Below are 23,511 nucleotides of genomic sequence, written 5' to 3'. Positions count from 1 at the left end.
GCCATGTGACCACGGCCCGCCACGGATGCCGCGTCGAAGGTGCAGGATGCGGGCACCAAGGAGGACAGGCAGTCCAACGACGGGAGAGGCAGACGATGGTCCCAGCGGAACCGCAACCCCAGAGGATCGGCATTCCGGCCGAATCCACTGCGGGCGAGACCAGGGTGGCGGCGACGCCGGCCACCGTGGGGAGACTTGTCGCGCTCGGGTACGACGTGGTGGTCGAACCGGGAGCGGGAGCCTCGTCCCGCTTCTCCGACGCGGCCTACCAGGAGGCGGGCGCCGAACTCGGCGACCCGTGGCAGGCGGAGATCGTGCTCAAGGTGAACGGCCCCTCCAGCGAGGAGGCCGGCCGGCTGCGTGAGGGCGCGACGCTGATCGCGCTCATCAGCCCCGCCCTCAACCCGGAGCTGGTCGAGGAGCTGGCGCGGCGGCCGATCACCGTGCTCGCCATGGACGCGGTGCCGCGCATCTCGCGCGCCCAGTCTCTGGACGTGCTCAGCTCGATGGCGAACATCGCCGGCTACCGCGCCGTGGTCGAGGCCGCCCATGCCTTCGGCCGCTTCTTCACCGGCCAGGTCACCGCCGCCGGCAAGGTGCCGCCCGCCAAGGTGCTGGTGGCCGGGGCCGGCGTGGCCGGGCTCGCGGCGATCGGCGCGGCCCGCAGCCTCGGTGCCGTGGTCCGCGCCACCGACCCGCGTCCCGAGGTCGCCGAGCAGGTGCGCTCGCTGGGCGGGGAGTTCCTGACGGTGACCGCCGAGCAGGAGGTCAGCACCGACGGCTACGCCAAGGCCACCTCCGAGGACTACAACCGGCTCGCCGCGCAGCTCTACGCCGAGCAGGCCGCCGATGTCGACATCATCATCACCACCGCGCTCATCCCGGGCCGTCCCGCCCCGCGGCTGATCACCGCCGAGGACGTCGCGCGCATGAAGGCCGGCAGCGTGATCGTCGACATGGCGGCCGCCCAGGGCGGCAACGTCGAGGGCACGGTCGCCGGGAAGGCCGTCGTCACCGACAACGACGTGACGATCATCGGCTACACCGACCTGCCGGGCCGGCTCCCCGCCCAGGCCTCGCAGCTGTACGGCACGAACATCGTCAACCTGATGAAGCTGCTCACCCCGGGCAAGGACGGCCGGCTCGTCCTCGACTTCGACGACGTGGTGCAGCGGTCGATGACCGTGGTCCGCGAGGGCGAGAAGACCTGGCCGCCGCCCCCGGTCCAGGTGTCCGCCGCACCCGCCCCGGGCGGGGCGAAGGAGCCGGACCCGGTCCCCGCCGAGACACCGGCGAAGACCGCCCGCCCGGCCTGGTCCTCCTACGCCCTGGTCGCCGCCGGAGCGCTCGCGCTGTTCCTGGTGACGGCCTTCTCGCCGAGTGAACTCCTCGGCCACTTCACGGTGTTCGTCCTGGCGATCGTCATCGGCTTCTACGTCATCGGCAACGTGCACCACGCGCTGCACACCCCGCTGATGTCGGTGACCAACGCCATCTCCGGCATCGTCGTGGTCGGCGCGCTGCTGCAGATAGGGCAGGGCGACACCGCCGTCACCGTGCTGTCGTTCGCCGCGATCCTGCTGGCGAGCATCAACATCTTCGGCGGATTCGCCGTCACCCGCCGCATGCTCGGCATGTTCTCGAAGGGCTGATCAGGGATGACCACAGACACGGCCGCTCAGGCCGCCTACGTCGTCGCCGCGCTGCTGTTCATCCTCAGCCTCGCCGGCCTCTCCCAGCACAAGACGTCCCGTTCGGGAGTCGTCTGGGGCATCGCGGGCATGGTCGTGGCCCTGGCCGCCACGGTCGGGCTCGCCTCCCGCAGCATCACCGCGACCGGGCTCGTGCTGATCGCCGTCGCCACGGCCGCCGGCGCGGGCATCGGCCTGTGGCGGGCCCGGGTGGTCGAGATGACCGGCATGCCGGAGCTGATCGCCATCATGCACAGCCTCGTCGGCCTGGCCGCCGCGTTCGTCGGCTGGAACGGCTACCTGGACGTCGACGCCGAACTGTCCGGTTCGCTGCTGGCGATCCATCACGCCGAGGTGTTCATCGGCGTGTTCATCGGCGCCGTCACCTTCACGGGGTCCGTCGTCGCGTACCTGAAGCTCTCGGCACGCATCAACTCCCGTCCGCTCACGCTACCCGGCAAGCACGTCCTCAACATCGGCGCACTCGTGGCCTTCGTGGGGCTCACGGCGGCGTTCGTCGTACGCCCCGGCATGGGCCTGCTCATCGCGGTCACCGTGATCGCGCTCGCCCTCGGCGCGCACCTGGTCGCCTCCATCGGCGGCGGTGACATGCCGGTGGTCGTCTCCATGCTCAACAGCTACTCCGGCTGGGCCGCCGCGGCCTCGGGCTTCCTGCTCGCCAACAACCTGCTCATCGTCACCGGCGCGCTGGTCGGCTCCTCCGGTGCCTACCTGTCGTACATCATGTGCAAGGCGATGAACCGCTCCTTCATCTCGGTGATCGCCGGTGGTTTCGGCACCCCGGCGGCGGCCGCCGACGAGGACGAGCAGGGCGAGCACCGGGAGATCAACGCCGAGGAGACCGCGGAACTCCTCGGCAACGCCACCTCGGTGATCATCACGCCGGGCTACGGCATGGCCGTCGCCCAGGCGCAGTACCCGGTCGCCGAACTGGCGCGCAAGCTGCGCGAGCGGGGCGTCGAGGTGCGGTTCGGTATCCACCCGGTGGCCGGCCGGCTGCCCGGGCACATGAACGTGCTGCTCGCCGAGGCGAACGTGCCGTACGACATCGTCCTGGAGATGGACGAGATCAACGACGACTTCGCCGCCACCTCGGTCGTCCTGGTCATCGGCGCCAACGACACGGTCAACCCGGCCGCCACCGACAACCCGTCGAGCCCCATCGCCGGCATGCCGGTCCTGCACGTGTGGGAGGCGGCCAACGTGATCGTCTTCAAGCGCTCCATGGCCGCCGGCTACGCGGGCGTGCAGAACCCGCTGTTCTTCCGCGAGAACACCCAGATGCTCTTCGGCGACGCCAAGCAGCGCGTCGAGGACATCCTGCGCGGCCTCGACGCCCTGGACGCACCGGTCCGGGAGATGGCCGGAACCTCGCGCTGAGCGCGGTGCCCCGCCGGTACGGGCCGGCGGGGCACGAGGTGTGGGGATGCGGCCGACGACGTATCGGCGTTGACTGATGGGGAGGCACCAGGGCAACGCCCGGCACGCGCCAACTGGCGCCGCCGCGTTGCGCCATCGTCATGTTGCGGAGTCGGCCATGGCCCATCGGCATCGGATGCGCGTGTGCGCGGGACTGACCGCTGCCTTACTGGCTGTTTCGGGTGGTCACGCCTTCGCCGCGCCGAACGACGAGATGACCCGGGACATCGAAACGGCTGTGCTGGGCGTCGACGCGTACTGGGAAGCCCACTGGTCCGACTTCTTCACGGAGACGTACGTCCCGCCCACCGTCCTGGGAGAGTACGACGGTGCTTCCCCCAACGTCCCTACCTGCGACGGGGAACCGCTGGACGATGACAACGCCGTCTACTGCAGCACGGCCGAGGACTACGTCGCCTGGGACACCGACCTCATGCGCTTCGGCTACGCGTACGGAGACGCGTTCGTGTACCTGGTCGTCGCGCACGAGTGGGGTCACGCGATACAGAACCGCCTGCACGCCGAACTTCAGACGATCGACGGTGAATTGCAGGCGGACTGCCTGGCCGGTGCGGAACTGGAGGGTGCCGCACAGGACGGAACGGTCGTCTTCGAGTCAGGGGACGTCGACGAGGTGCACACGGCCCTCGTCCGGGACGCCGACAAGACCCCCTGGACGAAGGAAGGGGACCACGGAAGCGCCTCCGAGCGGGTCGAGGCCTTCACCCTGGGGCAGGAGCTGGGAGTCGAGGGATGCCTGCCGGACGAGGCGTCCGCCGAAGGCGCGGCGGCCCTCGGCCGGTAACACGCCGGGAGGCCGGCCCGACATCCCGTCGGGTCGGCCTCCCGCTGTGCCGTGGGGTCAGTCCGTGCCCGACTCCATCGCGGCCCGGTCCAGCCAGGCGTCCTCGTCCGAGACCTCGCCCCGGGAGGCGATGGCCTGGGCGCCGCCCTCGGGCAGCTCCGGCATGGTGCCGATCAGCCCGGTCGCGGCGGCCTGGGAGGCGCCGATGGTGGGGCTGCCGGTGCCGATCAGGCCGATGCCGGCGTACTGCTCCAGCTTGGCGCGCGAGTCCGCGATGTCGAGGTTGCGCATCGTCAGCTGGCCGATGCGGTCGACCGGGCCGAACGCGGAGTCCTCGGTGCGCTCCATCGACAGCTTGTCCGGGTGGTAGCTGAACGCCGGGCCCGTGGTGTCGAGGATCGAGTAGTCCTCGCCGCGCCGCAGCCGCAGTGTCACCTCGCCGGTGACGGCGGCGCCGACCCAGCGCTGGAGCGACTCGCGGATCATCAGCGCCTGCGGGTCCAGCCAGCGGCCCTCGTACATCAGCCGCCCGAGGCGCCGGCCCTCGGCGTGGTACTGGGCGAGGGTGTCCTCGTTGTGGATCGCGTTGACGAGGCGCTCGTAGGCGGCGTGCAGCAGGGCCATGCCCGGGGCCTCGTAGATGCCGCGGCTCTTGGCCTCGATGATCCGGTTCTCGATCTGGTCCGACATGCCGAGGCCGTGCCGGCCGCCGACGGCGTTGGCCTCCATGACCAGGTCGACGGGGGAGGCGAACTCCTTGCCGTTGATCGACACCGGGCGGCCCTCGGCGAAGCCGATCGTCACGTCCTCGGCGGCGATCTCGACCGACGGGTCCCAGAACCGGACGCCCATGATCGGCTCGACCGTCTCGACGCCGGTGTCCAGGTGCTCCAGCGTCTTGGCCTCGTGGGTGGCGCCCCAGATGTTGGCGTCCGTGGAGTACGCCTTCTCCGTGCTGTCCCGGTAGGGCAGCCCGTGCGCGAGCAGCCACTCGGACATCTCCTTGCGGCCGCCGAGCTCCGTCACGAAGGCCGCGTCCAGCCAGGGCTTGTAGATGCGCAGGTGGGGGTTGGCAAGCAGGCCGTAGCGGTAGAACCGCTCGATGTCGTTGCCCTTGAAGGTCGAGCCGTCGCCCCAGATCTGGACGTCGTCCTCGAGCATCGCCCGGACCAGGAGCGTGCCGGTGACGGCGCGGCCGAGCGGGGTGGTGTTGAAGTACGCCCGCCCGCCCGAGCGGATGTGGAACGCGCCGCAGGTCAGCGCGGCCAGGCCCTCCTCGACCAGCGCGGCACGGCAGTCGACCAGACGCGCGATCTCGGCCCCGTAGGTCTTGGCACGGCCGGGCACCGAGGCGATGTCGGGCTCGTCGTACTGGCCGATGTCGGCGGTGTAGGTGCACGGGACGGCGCCCTTGTCGCGCATCCACGCGACCGCGACGGAGGTGTCGAGACCGCCCGAGAAGGCGATGCCGACGCGTTCGCCGGCGGGCAGGGAGGTGAGGACCTTGGACATAGAAAGAGTATGTATCACTTTGCATAGTCATGCAAGCCGGGTATGCGAATTCGCCGTTCCGGTTGCCCCGGTTCAGGAACCCGCAGTCTCCGAGCCGCCGCCGAGCGCGCCGAGGATCCGCTCTGCGGCCAGCGTCGGGGTGAGCCCGCCCTCCCGGACCCGCTGCTCCAGCACGGGCGCCAGAGCCCGTACCGCGGGGTCGGCCTGCAGACGGCCGAGGAGTTCGTCGCGGACCATGCTCCAGGTCCAGTCGACCTGCTGGTCGCGGCGCTTGGCGGTGAGGCGGCCCGTGGAGTCCAGCAGGGTGCGGTGCTGTTCCAGGCGCTCCCACACCGTGTCCAGGCCGGTCGACTCGCGGGCGCTGCAGTGCAGCACCGGCGGGGTCCAGAAGGCGTCCTTGCCGTGCATCAGCCGCAGCGCGCCCGCCAGTTCGCGCGCAGCGGCCCGGGCGTCGCGCTCGTGCGGGCCGTCCGCCTTGTTGACGGCGATCACGTCGGCCAGCTCCAGCACGCCCTTCTTGATGCCCTGGAGCTGGTCGCCCGTGCGGGCGAGGGTGAGCAGCAGGAAGGTGTCGACCATGTTCGCGACGGCGGTCTCGGACTGGCCGACGCCGACCGTCTCCACCAGGATCACGTCGTAGCCGGCCGCCTCCATCACCACGATCGACTCGCGGGTGGCCTTCGCGACCCCGCCCAGCGTGCCCGCTGTGGGGGAGGGGCGCACGAACGCCGCCGGGTCCACGGCCAGGCGTTCCATCCGGGTCTTGTCGCCCAGGATGGAGCCGCCCGTACGGCTGGAGGACGGATCGACGGCCAGGACCGCGACCCGGTGCCCGAGCGAGGTCAGCAGCGTGCCGAACGCGTCGATGAACGTCGACTTGCCCACGCCGGGCACCCCGCTGACGCCGATCCGCCGGGCCCGGCCGCTGTGCGGCAGCAGCGCGGTCAGCAGCTCCTGGGCCAGCGCCCGGTGCTGGGGCCGCGTCGACTCGACGAGCGTGATGGCACGGGCGATGATCGCCCGCTTCCCGTCGAGCACGCCCTTCACATACGCGTCGACATCGATCACAGGTCGTGCCCGAGGCCGTCCGACAGCCGCTGCACCAGGTCGAACGCCGCGTCCGGGATCACCGTCCCGGGCGGGAAGACGGCCGCCGCGCCCATCTCCAGCAGCGTCGGCACGTCCTGCGGCGGGATCACACCGCCGACCACGACCATGATGTCCTCGCGCCCCTCCTCGGCCAGCGCCTCGCGCAGCGCCGGGACGAGGGTGAGGTGACCGGCCGCGAGCGACGAGACGCCGACGATGTGCACGTCCGCCTCGACGGCCTGCCGTGCCACCTCGGCCGGCGTCTGGAACAGCGGGCCGACGTCCACGTCGAAGCCGAGGTCGGCGAAGGCGGTGGCGATCACCTTCTGGCCGCGGTCGTGACCGTCCTGGCCCATCTTCGCGACCAGGATGCGCGGGCGGCGGCCCTCGGCCTCCTCGAAGGCGGACACCAGGGTGCGGGTGCGGTCCACGCTCGGGGACTCTCCGGTTTCGTTGCGGTACACGCCGGAGATCGTACGGATCTGGCTCGCGTGCCGGCCGTACACCTTCTCCAGGGCGTCGGAGATCTCCCCGACGGTGGCCTTCGCGCGGGCCGCGTGCACGGCCAGCTCCAGCAGATTGCCCTCGCCGCCGGCGGCCCGGGTCAGCGCGTCCAGCGCGTCCTGGCAGGCCCGCTCGTCCCGCTCGGCGCGCAGCCGCCGCAGCTTCTCGATCTGCTGCGCCCGCACGGAGGAGTTGTCGACCTTCAGGACCTCGATCTGCTCGTCGGAGTCCACCCGGTACTTGTTGACGCCGATGACCGGCTGACGGCCCGAGTCGATCCGGGCCTGGGTGCGGGCCGCGGCCTCCTCGATGCGCAGCTTCGGGATGCCCGCGTCGATGGCCTTGGCCATGCCGCCCGCGGCCTCGACCTCCTCGATGTGCTGCCAGGCCCGCCGGGCCAGGTCGTACGTCAGCTTCTCCACGTACGCGCTGCCGCCCCACGGGTCGATCACGCGGGTCGTGCCGGACTCCTGCTGGAGGAGCAACTGGGTGTTGCGGGCGATGCGCGCCGAGAAGTCGGTGGGCAGCGCGAGCGCCTCGTCGAGGGCGTTGGTGTGCAGCGACTGCGTGTGCCCCTGGGTCGCGGCCATCGCCTCGACGCAGGTGCGGGTCACGTTGTTGAACACGTCCTGCGCGGTCAGCGACCAGCCCGAGGTCTGCGAATGGGTGCGCAGGGAGAGGGACTTGGCGTTCTGCGGGTCGAACTGCTTCACCAGCTTCGCCCACAGCAGGCGCGCCGCCCGCAGCTTGGCGACCTCCATGAAGAAGTTCATGCCGATCGCCCAGAAGAACGACAGGCGCGGCGCGAACGCGTCCACGTCCAGGCCCGCTTCACGGCCCGCCCGGATGTACTCCACGCCGTCCGCGAGGGTGTACGCCAGCTCCAGGTCGGCCGTCGCTCCGGCCTCCTGGATGTGGTACCCGGAGATGGAGATGGAGTTGTAGCGCGGCATCCGCTGCGAGGTGTACGCGAAGATGTCGGAGATGATCCGCATCGACGGCTTCGGCGGATAGATGTAGGTGTTGCGGACCATGAACTCCTTGAGGATGTCGTTCTGGATGGTCCCGGCCAGCTTCTCGGGCGGTACGCCCTGCTCCTCCGCCGCCACGATGTACAGCGCCAGCACCGGCAGCACGGCACCGTTCATCGTCATCGACACGGTCATCTTGTCCAGCGGGATGCCGTCGAACAGCTGCCGCATGTCGTAGATCGAGTCGATCGCCACGCCCGCCATGCCGACGTCGCCGGTCACCCGCGGGTGGTCACTGTCGTAACCCCGGTGCGTGGGCAGGTCGAAGGCGACCGACAGGCCCTTCTGCCCGGCCGCGAGGTTGCGCCGGTAGAAGGCGTTGGACTCCTCGGCCGTCGAGAAGCCGGCGTACTGGCGGATCGTCCAGGGCTGGTTGACGTACATCGTCGGGTACGGGCCGCGCAGATACGGCGCGGCGCCCGGGTACGTCTCCAGGAAGTCCAGGCCCTCCAGGTCACGGCCCGTGTACAGCGGCTTGACCGCGATGCCCTCCGGGGTCTCCCAGAGCAGGTCGTCCCCGCCGGAGGCGTTCTTGACCGCCGTACGCCACTCGTCGGCGCCGCCGTCGGGGGCCGGCATCCCCAGTTCGATCCCGGAGAAGTCGGGGATTCCCATCAGGACACTCCCATGCGGTCGAGGGTGGCGGACAGCACGGCCACGGCGTCGCAGCCCGCGAAGACGTAACCGTCGACACCGGGATGCTCCCCGGGCCGCCCGGCGAGGAACACGTGCGTGGCACCGGCGGCCTTCAGCTGCCCGGCCACCGCCTGCGCCTGCTCCGCGTACAGCGCGTCGCTGGAGCACAGCACGGCCTCGCTCGCACCGCTCTCCTCGAAGCTGCCCTGCGTGACCGGCTCGATGCCGCCCGCCTGGAACAGGTTCGAGGCGAAGGTGAGCCGCGCGGTGTGGGCGGCGGCCGGGCCGAGCGCGGCCAGGAAGATCCTGGGCCGGGAGCCGGTCGCGGCGAGATGGGCGTCGGAGCGGGCGCGCAGCGCCTCGTACGCCTCGTCCCGGCGCACCCGCGGCAGCCCGCCGGACGGCTGCTCGGGGGCGCTCTCGCGCACGACCGGCTTCTCCGCCAGGAACGGGAACTCGCTGACGCCGGTGATGGGTTCGCGCCGCTTGGCCAGCCTGCCGGTGCGGGCCTGCCAGGTCTCGGCCAGGTCCCGTGCGAGGTCCCCGGAGCGCAGGGCCGCCGCCTGGCCGCCGAGCCGCTCGATGCGCTGGAAGAACTCCCAGCCCGCGTGGGCGAGTTCGTCGGTGAGCCGCTCCACGTACCAGGAGCCGCCCGCCGGGTCGATCACCCGGGCCAGGTGCGACTCCTCGATGAGGATCGTGGAGGTGTTGCGGGCGATCCGGCGCGCGAACGCGTCCGGCAGTCCGAGGGCGTGGTCGAAGGGCAGCACGGTGACCGCGTCGGCCCCGCCCGCGCCGGCGGCCAGCGTGGCGATCGTCGAGCGCAGCATGTTCACCCACGGGTCGCGGCGCGTCATCATCACCGGCGACGTCACCACGTGCTGGAGCTGCGCCCCCGCGCGCGGCGCCCCGCAGACCTCGGCCACCCGGGCCCACAGCCGGCGCGCGGCCCGCAGCTTGGCGATCGTCAGGAACTGGTCGGCGGTCGCCGCGTACCGGAACTCCAGCTGCGCACAGGCCTGTTCGACGCTCAGCCCGGCCCCGGCCAGCTCCCGCAGGTACGCCACCCCGGTGGCCAGCGAGACGCCCAGCTCCTGGGCGGCCGAGCCCCCGGCCTCGTGATACGGCAGCGCGTCCACGGTCAGCGCCCGCAGCGCCGGGTACCCCTCGGCGCACAGCCGCGCGAGTCCGGCCGCAGGCGCGAAGTCGCCCCGCCGCCCGCTGCGGGCCTCCTGGCCCAGCGGGTCCGCGCCCAGATTGCCGCGCACCTGGGCCGGGGCGGCACCGCGCTCCTCGTACAGCCGCAGCAGCTCCCGCGCGGCGGGCTCGACGTCGGATCCGGCGTCGAGGACGACGGGGGCGAGGTCGAGATGGACGCCGTCGAGCACCCGGCCGAGCTCCGGCACCGGGATGCCGGAGCCGCCCACGCCCAGCCAGAGGGAGGTGACGCCGTTCTCCAGATCCGTCAGCACCGGGCCGCTGTCGGCCACCGTGTGCCGCTGCCGTACGTCCCAGCCGCCGAGGGTGTTCCCCTCGGCCCGGCCGCCGCGCACAAAGGGCGCGAACCCGGGCAGGCCCGGCTCCGGCGCGGAGTCACGGGCGGTGTAGAGAGGACGGGTGCGCAACCCGTCCTCCAGGGCGGTGGACAGGGCTTCCTCGGCCTCGGCGCCCTCCACGTCCTTGCCCGACTTGCGCAGGACACCCGCCACAAGGCGCTGCCACTGCTCGTGGGGCACGTCAGGGAATTCGCCGGCCAGCTCAAGCCCGTCGTCAGGCAGGACCGTCATGCTCGGATGCTAGGTCACGGACACGAAGGAGCAGCAGTGGGCACGGCTGTGACGTTTCCCTCGCCGAGAATGTGGCCCTGATCTCCGCCTGCCGCTCTTGAATCAGGGCTGGTCAGGTACTAGAGGAGCGGGGTCGGTGGCCGGTTGCCCGCAGTCCCGAGGCGGCTTTCGAAAGAACCAGTGCATTCCCATGCCCTTTCCGATTGCCGATCAGACGGAAAGTGAACGGGTGCTCGATGTCAACCCCTTGGCATCCCCCGACCGCGTACTGTGCGTGCCTGATCGGCATCCCTGGGCCCCATGCTGCGCATGGGTGACAAGAGAGACGTCGATCCCCTGCCCGACAGGCGAGTATCCCGATACGCTGAATTGGGTGCGCCTTGTCGAGCGGGCAGCTACGGGGGGTGAGAAGGCGTTGCTTGTCAGCCGGACATTGACTGCTGTGGTACGCGTGTGGTGCATGATGAATCACCCGCGCTGCCGCGGCAATGACGAACCTCATGGTTCGCGGACCCACGCCGCGCGACGGAACCCGTTATCAGGGCGGACGGAGCAAGGGCATTGGGACTGAGTCTGTTACGCGGCAGGACCAGCGCCGGCCTGCCCCGCATCGTCGTCGCCGCCTGCGTCGCCCTGGCCGCCGGAGCGGCCCTCGGTCTGCTGACACACCCTCAGGACCTGGCCCACGCGCCCGGATACCAGTACGCGGCGGGACTGCTTCTCGCGATCGGACTCTACGGCAGCACGCACGACGTCGACTTCGCCGAAGTCAGACGCTCCCTCAAGGTCGTCCTGGTCGCCGTCACCGTCGGCGTCGTCATCAAGGCCTCGCTCATCGCCACCGTCATGGTGCTGGCCTTCGACCGGCCGGAATACCTCGTCCTGGGCATCGCGGTGGCGCAGATCGACCCCCTGTCGGTCGCCGCCACACAGAGGAACGACCGGGTGTCGCCGCGGGCCAAGGCCATCCTCTCGGTCTGGGCCGCGTTCGACGACCCCATGACGGTCCTGCTCACGGTCTACTTCTCCGCCCTCGCCGTCCGGCACGGCGCCGGTGCGGCCGGTGACGGCTCGGTCGTCGCGGACACCGCCGCGGTGTTCGGTGATCTGCTCCTCAACCTGGGCCTGTTCGCCCTGGTGGCGGCCCTCTGGTGGGCGGCCACCGCCTGGTCCGGCCACCGCGGCCCGGCCCGGCGGCCCGGCGTCCGGCCTCCCGCCGACCTCGCGGCACTGGTGCTGGTCGTCACGCTGGTCCTGTTCGCCGCGCAGGACATGATGGTCCTCGCCGTGGCCCTGACCGGACTGGTCGTGCGGCTGGGCCGCTTCCGCGCGGGCCTGGAACCGGCGGTCGCCCTGGCCTTCCTCATCGCCTCGGCCGTCCTCGGAGTGGTCCTCGCCTCCGGTGAGGTCTTCCTCCGGGAAGGACTCGTACTCGGCGTGAGCGCGTTCGCCGCCCAACTGCTCGTCACGCTGCTCATCAGCCGGCTGCTGGTGCGCCCCCGGCTGACCTGGCCCGATCTCGCACATCTCGGATTCGGTCAGCAGAACGGCATCACCGCGATCCTCCTCGCCCTCGCTCTGGAACCGAGGTTCCCCGGCACAGTGGGGGTCGTCGGGCCCGCGATCGTGACGGTCGGCCTCCTGCACCACACCTTCCAATGGGCCCGCGTCGACAGGTGGCGGGGCTCCGCCACCGCACCGGAGCCGCAGCACGCTTCCGCACCGACGAGCCAGGAACTGAAACCGGAACCCGGATGAGCCAGGGGGAGGCATGGGCCGGTCACACGCCTCGCCGGTATCCCGGCCGCACCGCACACGACGTACGACACCGGGCGATCCAAGGGGACGGGACGCCCGGAGCACGATCTCGGGGGAACACACCATGCCGTACATCCACTGCAACATGTTCGGAACGCCTCCCGTGGGAGGCGAACCGCCGTGGCTCCCGCACGAGCCACTGGTTCCGTGGTGCATCGAAGGTCACGAGAACCTGTGGGTGGAGCTCGACCACGTGCCCGTGGCGGTGCACACCTTCCGCAACAGGCTCGTGCAGGTCGCGCGCAACATCACCCCGGACCGGGACGGACGCGGGCACCTGGTCGTGGTGAGCGGCCTGCCCGGTACGGGTAAGAGCAGTCTCCTCCACCGGTGCGTCCACGAGTTCGTCACGGAACTGGAAGACCCCAAGAGCAGCGACCGGCCCGATGCCGAGTCACCGGGCGAGAGCCCGAACCCGTGGTGCCGGCGCGAGCCGTCCGGTGCGGTGTCCGTCGTGCCGGTCACCGGTGTGCGCAACACCGGGCGCGATCTGGAGTCGTCGCCCAGCGGGCACACCGAAGCGCCGGAGCTGGGCACGGTGATCGACCGCATCTTCCGCACCGTCGTCAAGGCGCTGAAGATGACACCCGGTTTCGCGGAAGTCTGCGGTCCGGAAATCGACTCACCCGACCATTTCGACTCCTGGCGCGCTCTCACCGACGCGCTGGCGCAATTGGGCCGAAGACTCGCGGTGATCATTCCGCACATCAAGTGGGAGGACCAGGACTCCCGATGGGCCTTCCTCCGGTTCTGCCACCAGAAGGCCGACCGCGGGGTGGTCTTCTTCGTCGAGACGGAATACACCGGTCTCGAGAAAGAGATCGACCTGATTTTCGACGAAGCCCAGTTGCGGGGTGTCACGCACCTCAAGACCGGAAGGCTCGACCGGGAGGACTGGGGCAGATATCTACGGCTGTGGATGGAGCTGCCGGATATTCCGAACCCGAAGGTCGGCATCCACGACGATCTGCTCGACTGCGAACCGGCGCCCTGGGTCTTCGTCAGCATCGCGAAGCTCCAGACCTTTCTGCGTGAGGCGGCGGACGAAGCACTGCAGGCCGACGAGGCCTACTTGCGGCGAAGTCGCGTGGTTCTCCGGTTCGCCGAGGAGGAACCGAGGCCGGACGACTTCCTCAGAGGAGACCCGTCCGAAACGGACGATCCCGCAGAGGAACCAGCCGGGACGGCCGGTCGTGAACCGAATGAGCTTCCCGACGACGAAGAGGACCGACGAGATGAGCCCTGACGCCTCCCCGGTCGCGGGGGAGAACCCCTTCCGCGGCAGTACGAGCGTCCAGTTGGAGGGATTCGGCGACACCACCCAGGTCGGAACCGGCCCCCCGCGTCCGCCCATCCATGTGCGCAGGCGGATCAACGAACAGCTCATGGAACAGGTGCAGCGCTACCTCCAGCACACCGGGGACTCCTCGACCAGGGGCCGTGTCCTCGCCCTCGTCGGCGAGTTCGGCCTCGGCAAGAGCCATCTCGCCGCCCAGGTCACGGACGTCCTCCGGCAGAGCACCCCCACGCCCGCGCTGTGGGTGATCGGCCAGCCCTCGGTGGACATGCGGTCCGTCTTCCAGCACCGCGTCATGAGCCCCCGCGACGATCTCGAAGCCATGGCCGACTTCCTGCAGGCCATCACCGACTACTACGCGGACGTCACGGCGGAACTGCTGGAACAGGACGACACCGGCCGGCTGGGAGGCGCTCGTGACGAGTTCCTGCGCGGCCTCAGGGACCGCAGGCTCGACCCGCAGAAGATCGCGCGGGCCTTCGACCTCGACGAGGAGCTCATCCACAGCCATCTCCGCCGGCACCTGCGGGGGGTCACCGACCACCGGGCCTTCGCCACCGCCCTCGCCCTGCTCCCCAACCAGGCGTACCAGACGGACATCTTCCGCTGGCTGTCCGGCGAGGCCCCGACGGCCCCCCTGCAACAGCGGGGCGTCACCCAGCCGATCCAGGGCATCCAGGGTGTCTTCGAAGCCTTCGCGGTGTTCAGCCTCGTCTACGGCCAGAGCGACCGGCCGTACGCGCTGGTGCTGGACGAGGTGGACAAGATCGACGAGTGGACGACGCAGGACCGGGCGCTGTTCCTCAACGCCTTCGAGATGCTGGTCAACCGGTACGTCAACCAGGGCGGACTGCTGGTCTTCTGCGTCCGGCCCGACCTCTGGAGCTCGCTGCCCGCCTCCCTGCACGAGCGGGTGCTGCCGCTGTGGCTGGACAACTGGGAGCGCCCCGCGACCGAGGAGCTGATCAAGCAGCACCTGCACGGCTCGGGCCGCGTGCCGCCGGGCGGGAGCTGCGCGCCGTTCTCCGGCCCCGCCGTGGGGCAGATCGTGACTCTCTCCGACGGGGTGCCCCGGCAGATCCTGCGGATCTGCGAAGGGGCCTGGGACCACGCCGCGCTCGGCCGCAGTCCGAAGATCGACATCGAGGCCGTCCACGAGGCGATCCGGACCACCCACGAGAAACGGCCGATGAGCGAGGCGGCGCGCCGGCTGGAACGCGTCCTCGCCGGCGACCAGTGGTGGCACAACGTGCCGCCGCGTGACCTGGGGGATCTGCCGGTGCCGGCGGGCTCGGGCGAGCCCCGCTGGATCGAGGTCACCCGTACGGCGTGGATCGTGCTGCTGCCGGTGCGTTCGCTGCTGACCCGTTCCGGTGTCGCCGACATCGAGGGCTTCCTCGGCCAGGCGCGCCACGTCGCTGGGGCGATCGGCATCGAAATGCTCGTCGTGGTCAACGGCCACGCCTGCAGGCTGATGCGCCGGCAGGTCGCCGACGCCACCGGGACGATGCCCCTGGTGCTCGACGACCCCCGCTTCGACACCGCGCTGCGCAGCGGTGTCATGAGCCTCGCCGAGCGGCTGCGGGCGAGCCAGGACAACACCGTGCTGGAGAAGCTGTCCAGCCGGCTCGACGTCCTCCAGGGACAGCAGCAGACCCTCCTGGAACGCGTCGACAGCATCGACCACAGTCTCGACAACCCGCGTTCCCTCTCCCCGGCTCCGGCGGCCGATTCCCTGGGGGCGCGGCTGCCGGAGCCGGTGCGGGCGCATTTCCGGGACACCCAGGAAGCACTGGACCGGCTGCTGGAGGAGGGCGACGGGCCACGCCTCAGCCTCGTGCCGGTCGCCCGGACCAGCGCCGGTCGGCCACCGCGTCCGCGCCGGCTGCTCGTCGACGACACCGTTCTGCGGAACATGGGAGCGGTCGTACTGGCCCGCAGGCTGCTGGAGGCGTTCCGCGAGGCGATCGTCGGCTGGTGGGAGGCCGACGGGGCCGGCGGTGACGCCCGGCCCGCCGGACGCGACCAGGGGGAACTGTTCGCCATCTGCCGGGGGTTCGAGATCTCGCTGGAGTCGCTGCCCCGGCTGGACCGGGGCGGCGCCGACCCGCTGAGCGGCCCGCCCGCCCCGGCGGCAGACCTCGGCGAACGGGCGCAGGACAGGCTCGCCCAACTCGCCGACCGGGTGCTGCGCGAGCTCGGTGAGGCGTTCAGCGGCGGGCACGCACCGCTGCTGTGAGATGCCGCAGGCGCTCCTCCGCCACGCCCACCTGGGGCTGGCGGAACGTGACTCCGACGACGAAGTCGCCCTCCGCGTCGCCCAGCCAGTGCATGTAGAAAGCCCCGTCCACGACATCGAGGACGAGGCGCCGGATCGGGGCACGGGTGACGGGGGCGATGATGCCCGCCAGATCCGTCAGCTCCTCACGCAGGCGGCTGACGAGGTCGCGGTATATCGCCCGGCGGGCCGCGACCGAGACGACCGCGAAGGAGTCCTCCAGCTCCTGGTGCTCGAAGGCGTCGCCGGAACAGACCAGCGACCAGTTCCGGTAGTAGGCCGCGTAGTGCAGGTCGCCCGGGTTGAGATGGCGGTGCCAGATGCTTCGCAGCCGCTGCTCCTCCTGCATGTCGCGGGTGAGGACGTGCATGAACAGCGAACCCCCCTGGACGAACGGCTCCAGCACCTCGCCCTCGCGACCGCCGGGCAGTTCGTCGGCCATCTGACGCTCGGCCCTGATCTTTCTGACCAGCCGGTTCATCTTCGTGTCCATGGCGTCACAGCCGGTCTCGGACGCACTGATGCCCACCAGGTACTGGGCGGCGTGCAGCCGCGAGCACTGCATACCGCCCTCCGGGGTGACGACGAGGGTCCGCATCAGATCGCCGACGTCGAGCCGGCGCATCGCCTCCTCCGTCTCCAGGACCCAGCGGACCAGCCGGCGCCCCGGCCGGCCCTCGGAGTCGGCCTCGTCCTCCCAGGACAGCCCTCCGGGGAACGGCTCGGCCTCCGCCTCGCGGACGGCGAAGACGACGGTGTTGCGGACGACGTGGGTCATGGACCGGATCTCCGGGCAGGCCGCGACCGCTGCACGGCACTCCTTGCTCAGGTGCCCGTAGCTCTGGCTGACTTGCGGCACGCTCAGGAGCCGGGGCTCGCTCACCGCCGCGGAGGCGTCCGGGTTCATCTAGGTGCAACTCCTTTGCGCAGACGACGTACGCGGGACAACCGCCTTCGGTTCACACGAACAGTTCCACGTCGATGTCCCGGCGCACCCGGGGCAGTTCGCCGCTGCCCGACGCGCCCCGCTGCCCGGCACGGGTCATGGCGAGGTTGCCGGCGGCGATCGCCCTGGCCGGGTGCCGGTTCAGGCCCAGGTGGTCGTAGCCGCGCTGGGCGCTCTCCTCCAGTTCCGCCGCCTCCTCCTCGGCTCCGCACGCCACCAGGGTTCCCGCCAGGGCGACGGCGGACGCCAGTGTCCAGGGGTGACGGCCGCCGAGAACCTCCTTGAGACCGCGTCTCGCGGCCAGGCCGGCCCCGCGGGCCTCCTCAGCCCGGCCCGCGCCCCGCAGATGAACGCCGAGGCGCATACGGCACAGGTGGGTCGACGGATGGTCGGGGCCGAACCGGCCCGTCAGCGCGGTGAGGCAGCGCTCGGTGTACTCGACCGCCGGTTCGTGCTCGCCCAGCAGATGGTGGTCGATGGCGAGACTGAACCGGCACCGCTGGGTGATCATGTGCTGCTCTCCCAGCACGCTGACGGCCATGTCCAGGGCCCGCGTGTCGCGTTCCCAGGCCCGGTCGGGATCGCCGAGCCTGCGCTCGCTCACGGCGAGCCCGTTCTCCGCCACGACCGTGATCGGTACCCGGTTGACCGCGGGCCGCGCCGTGCTGCGCGGTGTCCAGCCGTGCTTGAGCAACTGGTACGACTCCGCGTCCTGGCCGAGCAGCCGGTGCATCTCCGCCAGCCAGGGGACCATGTCCCGCACGGCGGGGTCGTCGTCGCCGCCGATGGCCCGGCGCTGTTCGTAGACCTGGCGGTACAGCCGCATGCCCTCGGTGTAGTCGCCGGCGGCGGCGTAGCACCAGGCCAGGTTGCGGCGGACCCGCTCGGTGCTGCCGTGCCGCGAGCCCAGCAGCCTCGTCATGCCGCGGGCGACGTGCAGGGCCTCGTCGAGGGCGTCGGCGACATGGCCCGCCGAGCCCAGGTTCGCCGCGTAGCTGTCGGCCATCGTCAGGGAGCGGGGGTGGGCGAGGCCGAGGTTGCCCCGGTATTCCCGCAGCACGCCGAGGGCGAGAGCGCCGGATTCCTCGTACTCGCCGCGCAGGTGCTGCGCGTCGGACAGCAGGGCGCGCAGCCGCCGGTGTTCGAGGCAGTCGTGCTCCGTCCAGCTGCGGAGGGCGAGCCGGCCCACGCGCAGACACTCCTTGAGCGCCTCCTCCTCCTGGGTGCGGACGAGGTCGGCCAGGTGGGCCAGCAGCGACTGCTGCACCGAGGGGCGGGTGTCCTCCCAGAGCCGCAGCGCCTCGATCTGTCTGCCGCGCCGGGTGATGGTCCCGGAGTCGGGAGGGGCGGGGCCGTCGGCCATGCCGAGCAGGTCGGCGCCGAGCGCCGCGCGCAGCTGGGTCCTGATGCGTGCCTCGTCGCCCAGCTGGGCCACGATGAGGTCGCGCAGCACCCGGTGCTGGCGGACGGGCTGGCCGGGGCGGGCGAAGTCGAACTCGACCAGTCCGTGCTGGTGCAGCACCCACAACGCGGCGTCGACGAGGAGGACGTCCGCCGGGCGGACCGGCTTCCCGTCCGCGGTGTGATCCGGTCCCGCCTGGGCCAGCGCGGTTCTCATCGGCCGGGAGCGCAGCATCCGCAGGTCGACCCCCGCACCGGTGATCAGCGCACAGGCGTCGATCAGCCAGTTCAGCGCCGCGACCCCCGCCGGTTCGTGGGCCCAGGCCTCGGCCGCCGCGCTGGAGCGGACCGAGGAGCGGGCCATGCGCAGCAGGATCTGTGTCCCCGCCAGCGCGCCCGGGCCGTAGGTCTGCTGCTGGTCGGTGAAGGCGTCGAGGAACGCCTCGACGGCGGTGTGCCGGGCCTGGGCCTCGCTCAGGTTGTCCCGCTCCCCGACCCGGGTGGCCTCGGCCCTGATCCAGCACGCGGCCAGGCGCAGGGCGAGCGGCAGCGGACCGACCCGGTGCACGATGTCCCGCGCGTGGGACGGCTTGAGGCCGGGCAGCAGCGTCAGCAGCAGCGCCTCGCTCTCGCCCAGGGAGAACGGCGTGACCTGTACGGCCCCGGCCGGTGCGGGGTCCTGCCCGCCCCGCGCGGCGAACAGGACGTGGCAGTCGGCGGAGGGCGCCGGCAGCAGGTCCGTCACCTCGCCCAGCAGCGCCACGTCGTCGAGTTCGTCGCAGACCAGCAGCCACCGCTCGCCGGTCTCGTCGGCCCTCGCCCGCAGCGCCCGGATGTGGCCGCTGAGTTCCTGAGCGGTGGGTTCGCCGAGCGCGTCACCGAGCGCGGCGAGCGATGCCCGGACGTTCTCGGAGGCATCGGCCCGCAACCACCAGACGACGTCATAGGAACCGCCGAAGCGGTGGCAGAACTCCAGCAGCGCCTCGGACTTGCCGACGCCGGGCGCGCCGCGGAGCAGGCAGGGGCGGCCCTGGCCGGCGAGGCCGCGCAGCGCCTCCCGGATGTCGTCGAGGAGGTCCTCGCGGCCCACGAAGGTGACGCTGCGGGCGGCGATGTTGGTGCGGTTGGGGACGCTGGGGAAGCGGTGCGGGGAGCCCGGCAGCCGGCGCGGCACCGGGAGCGACAGCCCGCGCAGCAGGAGTTCGGCGGCGCGCTGCGCGTCGTGGCGGCGCAGGTCGATCTGCTGGTGGTGGGCGAAGCCGGGCGGCAGCGTCTCGCCGTCGATCAGCACCATCCGGATCGCCGGATCGGACAGGGTGCGCAGCGCCCGCTGTTCGTCCGGGCGCACCGTGGTCGGCTGCAGCAGCAGGACGGCGGCGTCCTCGGCCGGGCGCTCGGGGGGCCGGCCGCTGTAGGGCCGACGTGCGACGCCGACGCCGAGGGCCCGCAGCTGGGCCTCGATCCAGTCGGCCCAGACCGCGTGGCGCGAGGTGTGGACGAGGGTCACGTGCGCCGGCGCGACCGGGCGCGGGCGGTCCAGGGCGGCGACGAGGCGTTCGAGAGCCGGCAGGACCCGTTCGTCGAAGCCGTTGCCGCTGTCCAGTTCCGTGCCGAGCCGGGCGCTGCGGGCCGACATCGCGTGGTACGGGATCTCCAGGTAGCGCACCGGGCGGCCGTAGAGCCGGGCGAAGCTCGGCCCGACCCGGTCGCGGGCGATGCGCAGCTGGTCCTCGTGCGTCCAGTCGGTCTGCAGGGCCAGCGCGATGACGTCCAGGGGGCGTTCGGTGTGCCGGAGGATGCCCCAGGCCAGCGCGGCGGCGTCCTCGATGAAGGAGGAGTCGGCGGTGAAGCAGACCACGAGGAGATCCGGCAGCCGTGCCAGCTGCGCGGTCTGTTCCTCGGTACGCGGCAGCGGCGCGTCGATCAGGACGTCGTCGTAGCCCTGGAAGGCCGGGTGGTCCGGGCCCGCCCCGGACACCGCGGCCAGCGGATCCGGGCCCTTCAGGGTCGCCAGGCCGATGGGACGGGCCGCGCCGGTGGGAGACCACTCCTCCACGGAAGGTCCGCCCTCCTCGCCCGGCAGCAGCGCGGTGGCCGGGGCGACCGAGCGGACGTAGTGCCGGGTGCGCACATCGGCGTTGCGGCCGTCGAGCACGAGCACCCTGCGGCCCGAACGGGCCAGCAGCACGGCCGTGTTGAGCAGGGTCGTCGTCTGGCCGATGTCCTCCGCCGTGGAGCAGAACGCGGCCACACGGGGGCGGGAGATCCGGCCGTCCGCCTCAGACATCTCGGCTCCGCTTCGCTTCGTCGGTGGTGGTCGGACGCGGGGAACGGGCGGTGGGCGGGCTCGGGCGGTCACTCCTTCTGCGCTTCACCGCCGCCGGGGTCCTTCTCGTGATTCGTGGTGAACATGGCCTCGGGACGTGACGCTTCCCGCCGCACACGCCGCAAGGCACTCACTATCACGGATTCGGGCAGTGACCGGATTGCGTCGAAGGGTAAATTCGAAAGATCAACCAAGGGAGAATCCAGCACCTCCCGCGTTTCGGTCTGATCATCCATACGGAGCCCCGCCGTCCCGATTGAGTCGAGAATCCGCCACGAGTGGAGGACTGCCGGACAGTTGTGGTTCGGCCTCTCAACTCGGCTGCCAAACTGATGACTTGCTGTCAGACTCGAATGAGTCTACCGACAAGTGCGGCGCTTCGTCCGGTCCTCGGATCGTCTCGTACGCCGCAGGAAACCTTCTTGGTTCGGAGCGTGAATTCGTTCGCACACAGGAGCTCCATGGGTACCGAAACGGGTGAGCCGGAAGTGGCGCACGACCCTGCCACGAAAGGTGTCGTGACCCTGTTCCCGGGACGTGCGAAGGATTCCGCGCCCCTCCGGGAGCGGACCTGAGTCCGGACCACGCGACGGTGACCCCGCCCGCGTACCGCCTGGACGGCCGGCTGCTCGCCGCGCTCGCCCGGGGCGGTGGGGGCGCCGAGACCGTGCGGCTGCTCCGGGAGAGCGAGTACAGCCGGCGGCTGCTGCTGCTCAGGGCCACGCTGGACCGGGCCGGGGAACACGGCGGGGACACGGGGCGCGCAGTGGACCGGCTGTTCGGCGTGCTCACCGACGCCTGGCACACGGCGCCGGACGTGACCCGGCGCATCCTCGGCCACCCCTCGGTGGGGCCGCGGCTGGTGACGACCTGGCGGATCCTCGACGGGTGCGCGCCCGCCGCCGTCGGCTCCCTGCCGCTCGCCTCGGTGGCGGCCGCGGCCGCCACCGCCACCGGCCTGGACGTCTCGATCGGTCTGTCCGCCGCCCCGCCGGGAGTCGTCCTGCCCGGGCTGGGGGCGGTCCGCCTCCCGGACACGGCCGCCGGTGCGGCCCTGCTGCTGCGCGGCGACCGCACGGGCACCGTCCTCGATACCGGGACGGGCCTGCGGGTGGACCTGCCGCACGCGACAGCGCTGGGTGCCGAGCGGCAGGGCTGGTGGCCGCTGCGGGGCGCGATGCCCGGGCCGGAGGCGTCGTGCCTGCTCGACGACGTCGACCAGGTCGTGGCGACGGCCGCGGAACGGCCGTACCGGCTGCCCGAGGACGAACTGCGCCTCTGGCGTGCCACGGCCGCGAGCGCGATGAGGCTGCTGCGGGCCCGGCACGCCGACTACGCCGCGGAGCTGGACGCCGGCCTGCGCACGCTGACTCCGGTGCCCCTCGCCGAGGGATCGTCCGCGGGGCGCAGCGGAAGCGCGGCCGAGATGTTCGGTGGCGTGACGCTGTCGCGGCCCCCGCACGCGCGCGACCTGGCCGAGACGCTGGTCCACGAGATGCAGCACAGCAAGCTGGCGGCCGTGATGCACCTCGTCGACCTGCTCGCCGAACCGGGTACGGCGGAGCCGGGCAGGCGGTACTACGCGCCGTGGCGGGACGACCCGAGGCCGCTGTACGGCCTGCTGCACGGCACGTACGCCTTTCTGTCCGTGGCCCGCTTCTGGTCCCGGGAGGCCGCCTTCCTGTCCGACCCGGCGGAACGGCACCGGGCTCATGTGCGGTGTGCCCGGTGGCGTGAGGCGGCGTCGGAGACCAAGGAGGCGATGCTGGCCGACCGGAGCGCGCTGACCGGCACCGGCCGCCGGTTCGTCGCCGCCATGGGCAAGGCCCTGGCCGAACTGCGCACCGTACCGCTGCCCGCGTCCGCCGTGCGCGAGGCGCGGCAGCAGGCGGAGGACCATCGCGCGCGCTGGACGGAGCGCAACCGGGCCGGGCGGACGGGCGGCTGAGGCGCCGGCTCCCCGGCCCTCCCGGTGTTGCGGGGCGCGGCGCACGGGGTACAAGTCCCCCCACATCAGGTCGTCGGCCGGGCCATGGGGGTGGTGGGGATGGGAACCGTGGTGCTCGTGCACGGTATCGGGAACCTCGTGCGGGGCGCGTCGCCGGAGCAGGCCGCGGAACTCAAGGCCGCCGCCGCGGCGGACCGGCTGCGCAAGGGGCTGAGCGCGGCGGGACTGTCCCATGTGCCGCTGCCCGAACTGGTCATGGCGTACTACGCGCACCAACTCGCCGACGACCACCGTCCCGAACAGCAGTCCGCGGATGCGGGCACCCTGGAGGACCTGACGTCCGCCCAGGAGGGCGAGGCGTGGGAGTGGCTGGAGACGGCAGGAGTGGCACGGCCCGCGGAAGGCCAGGCCGGCATGCTCTCGCCGCTGCGGTGGGCCGTGCACGGGCTCGTGGAACAGCGCGCGGGCGACGCGCGGCCCGCAGCCCGGCAGCGGCTGGCGGAACTGCTGTCCCGCCTGGTGGTGGCCACACTCCAGGACACCGATGCGTACACCTCACGTCCCGGCCGCCGCAAGGCCGTTCGGGCGACCGTGGCCCAGGCCGTGCGCGACCACGGCGCACGGGTCGTCGTGGCCCACTCCCTGGGCAGCGTGGTCGCGTACGAGACCCTGCACGCCCATCCGGACCTGGAACTCGACCTGTTGCTCACCCTCGGCTCGCCGCTCGGACTCCCGGCGATCATGCGCAAGCTGGACCCCGAACCCACCGCCGGCCGCGGGGCGCGGCCCCCCGGGGTGCGGCACTGGGTGAACATCGCCGACGTGGGGGACCTGCTGGCGGTGCCGCGCGAGCTGGGCGGTGCCTTCCCGGTCGACGTGCACGCCACCACCGACATCGGCCTCTTCGATCCGCACACCCTCGGCGGCTACCTCGCGGCCGGGCTGACGGCGGCCGCGCTCGCGCCCCACTTCACGGACTGATCCCGTACAGCGGGCGCCCGC

The 23,511-nt window shown here is 71.7% G+C and carries 15 protein-coding genes; 8 read left to right on the top strand and 7 right to left on the bottom strand.

The genetic code is table 11. The features are described from left to right. The first annotated feature begins 95 nt into the window (after positions 1–95). The 3 genes from HNR57_RS03890 to HNR57_RS03880 all read left to right on the top strand — a co-directional run bounded on the left by HNR57_RS03890 (position 96) and on the right by HNR57_RS03880 (position 3,936). Positions 96–1,652 carry a Re/Si-specific NAD(P)(+) transhydrogenase subunit alpha gene (locus tag HNR57_RS03890; RefSeq protein ID WP_184555817.1) on the top strand — a complete coding sequence of 519 codons (1,557 nt, stop codon included), beginning with the start codon at positions 96–98 and terminating at the stop codon, positions 1,650–1,652. 6 nt (positions 1,653–1,658) lie between these two features. Next, positions 1,659–3,092, top strand: a complete 1,434-nt coding sequence (gene pntB, locus HNR57_RS03885; RefSeq protein ID WP_184555814.1) for a Re/Si-specific NAD(P)(+) transhydrogenase subunit beta — start codon at positions 1,659–1,661, stop codon at positions 3,090–3,092. A 157-nt stretch (positions 3,093–3,249) separates the two neighbouring features. After that, positions 3,250–3,936, top strand: coding sequence for a neutral zinc metallopeptidase (locus HNR57_RS03880; protein ID WP_184555811.1), 687 nt, complete (start codon positions 3,250–3,252; stop codon positions 3,934–3,936). 57 nt (positions 3,937–3,993) lie between these two features. Here the strand turns inward: HNR57_RS03880 and argG are convergent, their stop codons facing one another. From argG to HNR57_RS03860, 4 genes are all read right to left on the bottom strand, one after another. Continuing rightward, positions 3,994–5,448: an argininosuccinate synthase gene (argG, locus tag HNR57_RS03875; protein WP_184555808.1), complete on the bottom strand. Its 1,455-nt coding sequence runs from the start codon at positions 5,446–5,448 to the stop codon at positions 3,994–3,996. 72 nt (positions 5,449–5,520) lie between these two features. Continuing rightward, positions 5,521–6,516 carry a methylmalonyl Co-A mutase-associated GTPase MeaB gene (meaB, locus tag HNR57_RS03870; RefSeq protein WP_184555805.1) on the bottom strand — a complete coding sequence of 332 codons (996 nt, stop codon included), beginning with the start codon at positions 6,514–6,516 and terminating at the stop codon, positions 5,521–5,523. Further along, a complete protein-coding gene (scpA, locus tag HNR57_RS03865) occupies positions 6,513–8,687 on the bottom strand; it encodes a methylmalonyl-CoA mutase (protein ID WP_184555802.1) in 2,175 nt (724 codons plus the stop codon). Before scpA ends, meaB begins: the two co-directional genes overlap by 4 nt. Further along, a complete protein-coding gene (locus HNR57_RS03860; protein WP_184555799.1) occupies positions 8,687–10,495 on the bottom strand; it encodes a methylmalonyl-CoA mutase family protein in 1,809 nt (602 codons plus the stop codon). The genes scpA and HNR57_RS03860 overlap by 1 nt, the downstream gene beginning before the upstream one ends. Positions 10,496–11,056: 561 nt before the next feature. Here HNR57_RS03860 and HNR57_RS03855 point away from each other — a divergent pair. The 3 genes from HNR57_RS03855 (at position 11,057) to HNR57_RS03845 (ending at position 15,849) form a co-directional block, all read left to right on the top strand. Further along, on the top strand, positions 11,057–12,253 hold the full coding sequence (locus HNR57_RS03855; RefSeq protein ID WP_184555797.1) for a cation:proton antiporter: 1,197 nt from the start codon (positions 11,057–11,059) through the stop codon (positions 12,251–12,253). Positions 12,254–12,377: 124 nt separating this feature from the next. Beyond that, complete coding sequence (locus HNR57_RS03850; RefSeq protein WP_184555795.1) at positions 12,378–13,559, top strand: P-loop NTPase family protein; 1,182 nt, start codon at positions 12,378–12,380, stop codon at positions 13,557–13,559. Beyond that, entirely contained in the window at positions 13,549–15,849 is a 2,301-nt protein-coding gene (locus HNR57_RS03845) for a hypothetical protein (protein WP_246554166.1), read from the top strand. Before HNR57_RS03850 ends, HNR57_RS03845 begins: the two co-directional genes overlap by 11 nt. Here the strand turns inward: HNR57_RS03845 and HNR57_RS03840 are convergent. The 3 genes from HNR57_RS03840 to HNR57_RS03830 all read right to left on the bottom strand — a co-directional run bounded on the left by HNR57_RS03840 (position 15,821) and on the right by HNR57_RS03830 (position 20,797). After that, complete coding sequence (locus HNR57_RS03840) at positions 15,821–16,795, bottom strand: hypothetical protein (protein WP_184555793.1); 975 nt, start codon at positions 16,793–16,795, stop codon at positions 15,821–15,823. The genes HNR57_RS03845 and HNR57_RS03840 overlap by 29 nt on opposite strands. A 52-nt stretch (positions 16,796–16,847) precedes the next feature. Then, entirely contained in the window at positions 16,848–20,522 is a 3,675-nt protein-coding gene (fxsT, locus tag HNR57_RS03835) for an FxSxx-COOH system tetratricopeptide repeat protein (RefSeq protein ID WP_184555791.1), read from the bottom strand. A gap of 68 nt (positions 20,523–20,590) precedes the next feature. Further along, positions 20,591–20,797 carry an FxSxx-COOH-like cyclophane-containing RiPP peptide gene (locus tag HNR57_RS03830; protein WP_107057712.1) on the bottom strand — a complete coding sequence of 69 codons (207 nt, stop codon included), beginning with the start codon at positions 20,795–20,797 and terminating at the stop codon, positions 20,591–20,593. A 356-nt stretch (positions 20,798–21,153) separates the two neighbouring features. Here HNR57_RS03830 and HNR57_RS03825 point away from each other — a divergent pair, with 356 nt between their 5' ends. Together HNR57_RS03825 and HNR57_RS03820 are read left to right on the top strand one after the other, a co-directional pair. After that, on the top strand, positions 21,154–22,509 hold the full coding sequence (locus HNR57_RS03825) for an HEXXH motif domain-containing protein (RefSeq protein WP_184555789.1): 1,356 nt from the start codon (positions 21,154–21,156) through the stop codon (positions 22,507–22,509). A 99-nt stretch (positions 22,510–22,608) separates the two neighbouring features. Continuing rightward, the gene (locus HNR57_RS03820) at positions 22,609–23,490 is read left to right on the top strand and encodes a hypothetical protein (protein WP_246554163.1); all 882 of its coding nucleotides are present in this window, start codon (positions 22,609–22,611) and stop codon (positions 23,488–23,490) included. Positions 23,491–23,511 lie beyond the last annotated feature (21 nt).

Origin of the sequence: Streptomyces paradoxus (assembly GCF_014202475.1) — a bacterium.
Taxonomy (GTDB): domain Bacteria; phylum Actinomycetota; class Actinomycetes; order Streptomycetales; family Streptomycetaceae; genus Streptomyces; species Streptomyces paradoxus.
Note: the sequence above shows the minus strand (reverse complement) of the source record. Positions and strands in the feature narration are given on the sequence as shown.

Coding starts and splice junctions, on each gene's coding strand:
- HNR57_RS03890 (WP_184555817.1), top strand. CDS start 96: ATGGTCCCAGCGGAACCGCAACCCCAGAGGATCGGCATTCCGGCCGAA.
- pntB (WP_184555814.1), top strand. CDS start 1,659: ATGACCACAGACACGGCCGCTCAGGCCGCCTACGTCGTCGCCGCGCTG.
- HNR57_RS03880 (WP_184555811.1), top strand. CDS start 3,250: ATGGCCCATCGGCATCGGATGCGCGTGTGCGCGGGACTGACCGCTGCC.
- argG (WP_184555808.1), bottom strand. CDS start 5,448: ATGTCCAAGGTCCTCACCTCCCTGCCCGCCGGCGAACGCGTCGGCATC.
- scpA (WP_184555802.1), bottom strand. CDS start 8,687: ATGGGAATCCCCGACTTCTCCGGGATCGAACTGGGGATGCCGGCCCCC.
- HNR57_RS03860 (WP_184555799.1), bottom strand. CDS start 10,495: ATGACGGTCCTGCCTGACGACGGGCTTGAGCTGGCCGGCGAATTCCCT.
- HNR57_RS03850 (WP_184555795.1), top strand. CDS start 12,378: ATGCCGTACATCCACTGCAACATGTTCGGAACGCCTCCCGTGGGAGGC.
- HNR57_RS03845 (WP_246554166.1), top strand. CDS start 13,549: ATGAGCCCTGACGCCTCCCCGGTCGCGGGGGAGAACCCCTTCCGCGGC.
- HNR57_RS03840 (WP_184555793.1), bottom strand. CDS start 16,795: ATGAACCCGGACGCCTCCGCGGCGGTGAGCGAGCCCCGGCTCCTGAGC.
- fxsT (WP_184555791.1), bottom strand. CDS start 20,522: ATGTCTGAGGCGGACGGCCGGATCTCCCGCCCCCGTGTGGCCGCGTTC.
- HNR57_RS03830 (WP_107057712.1), bottom strand. CDS start 20,797: ATGGATGATCAGACCGAAACGCGGGAGGTGCTGGATTCTCCCTTGGTT.
- HNR57_RS03820 (WP_246554163.1), top strand. CDS start 22,609: ATGGGAACCGTGGTGCTCGTGCACGGTATCGGGAACCTCGTGCGGGGC.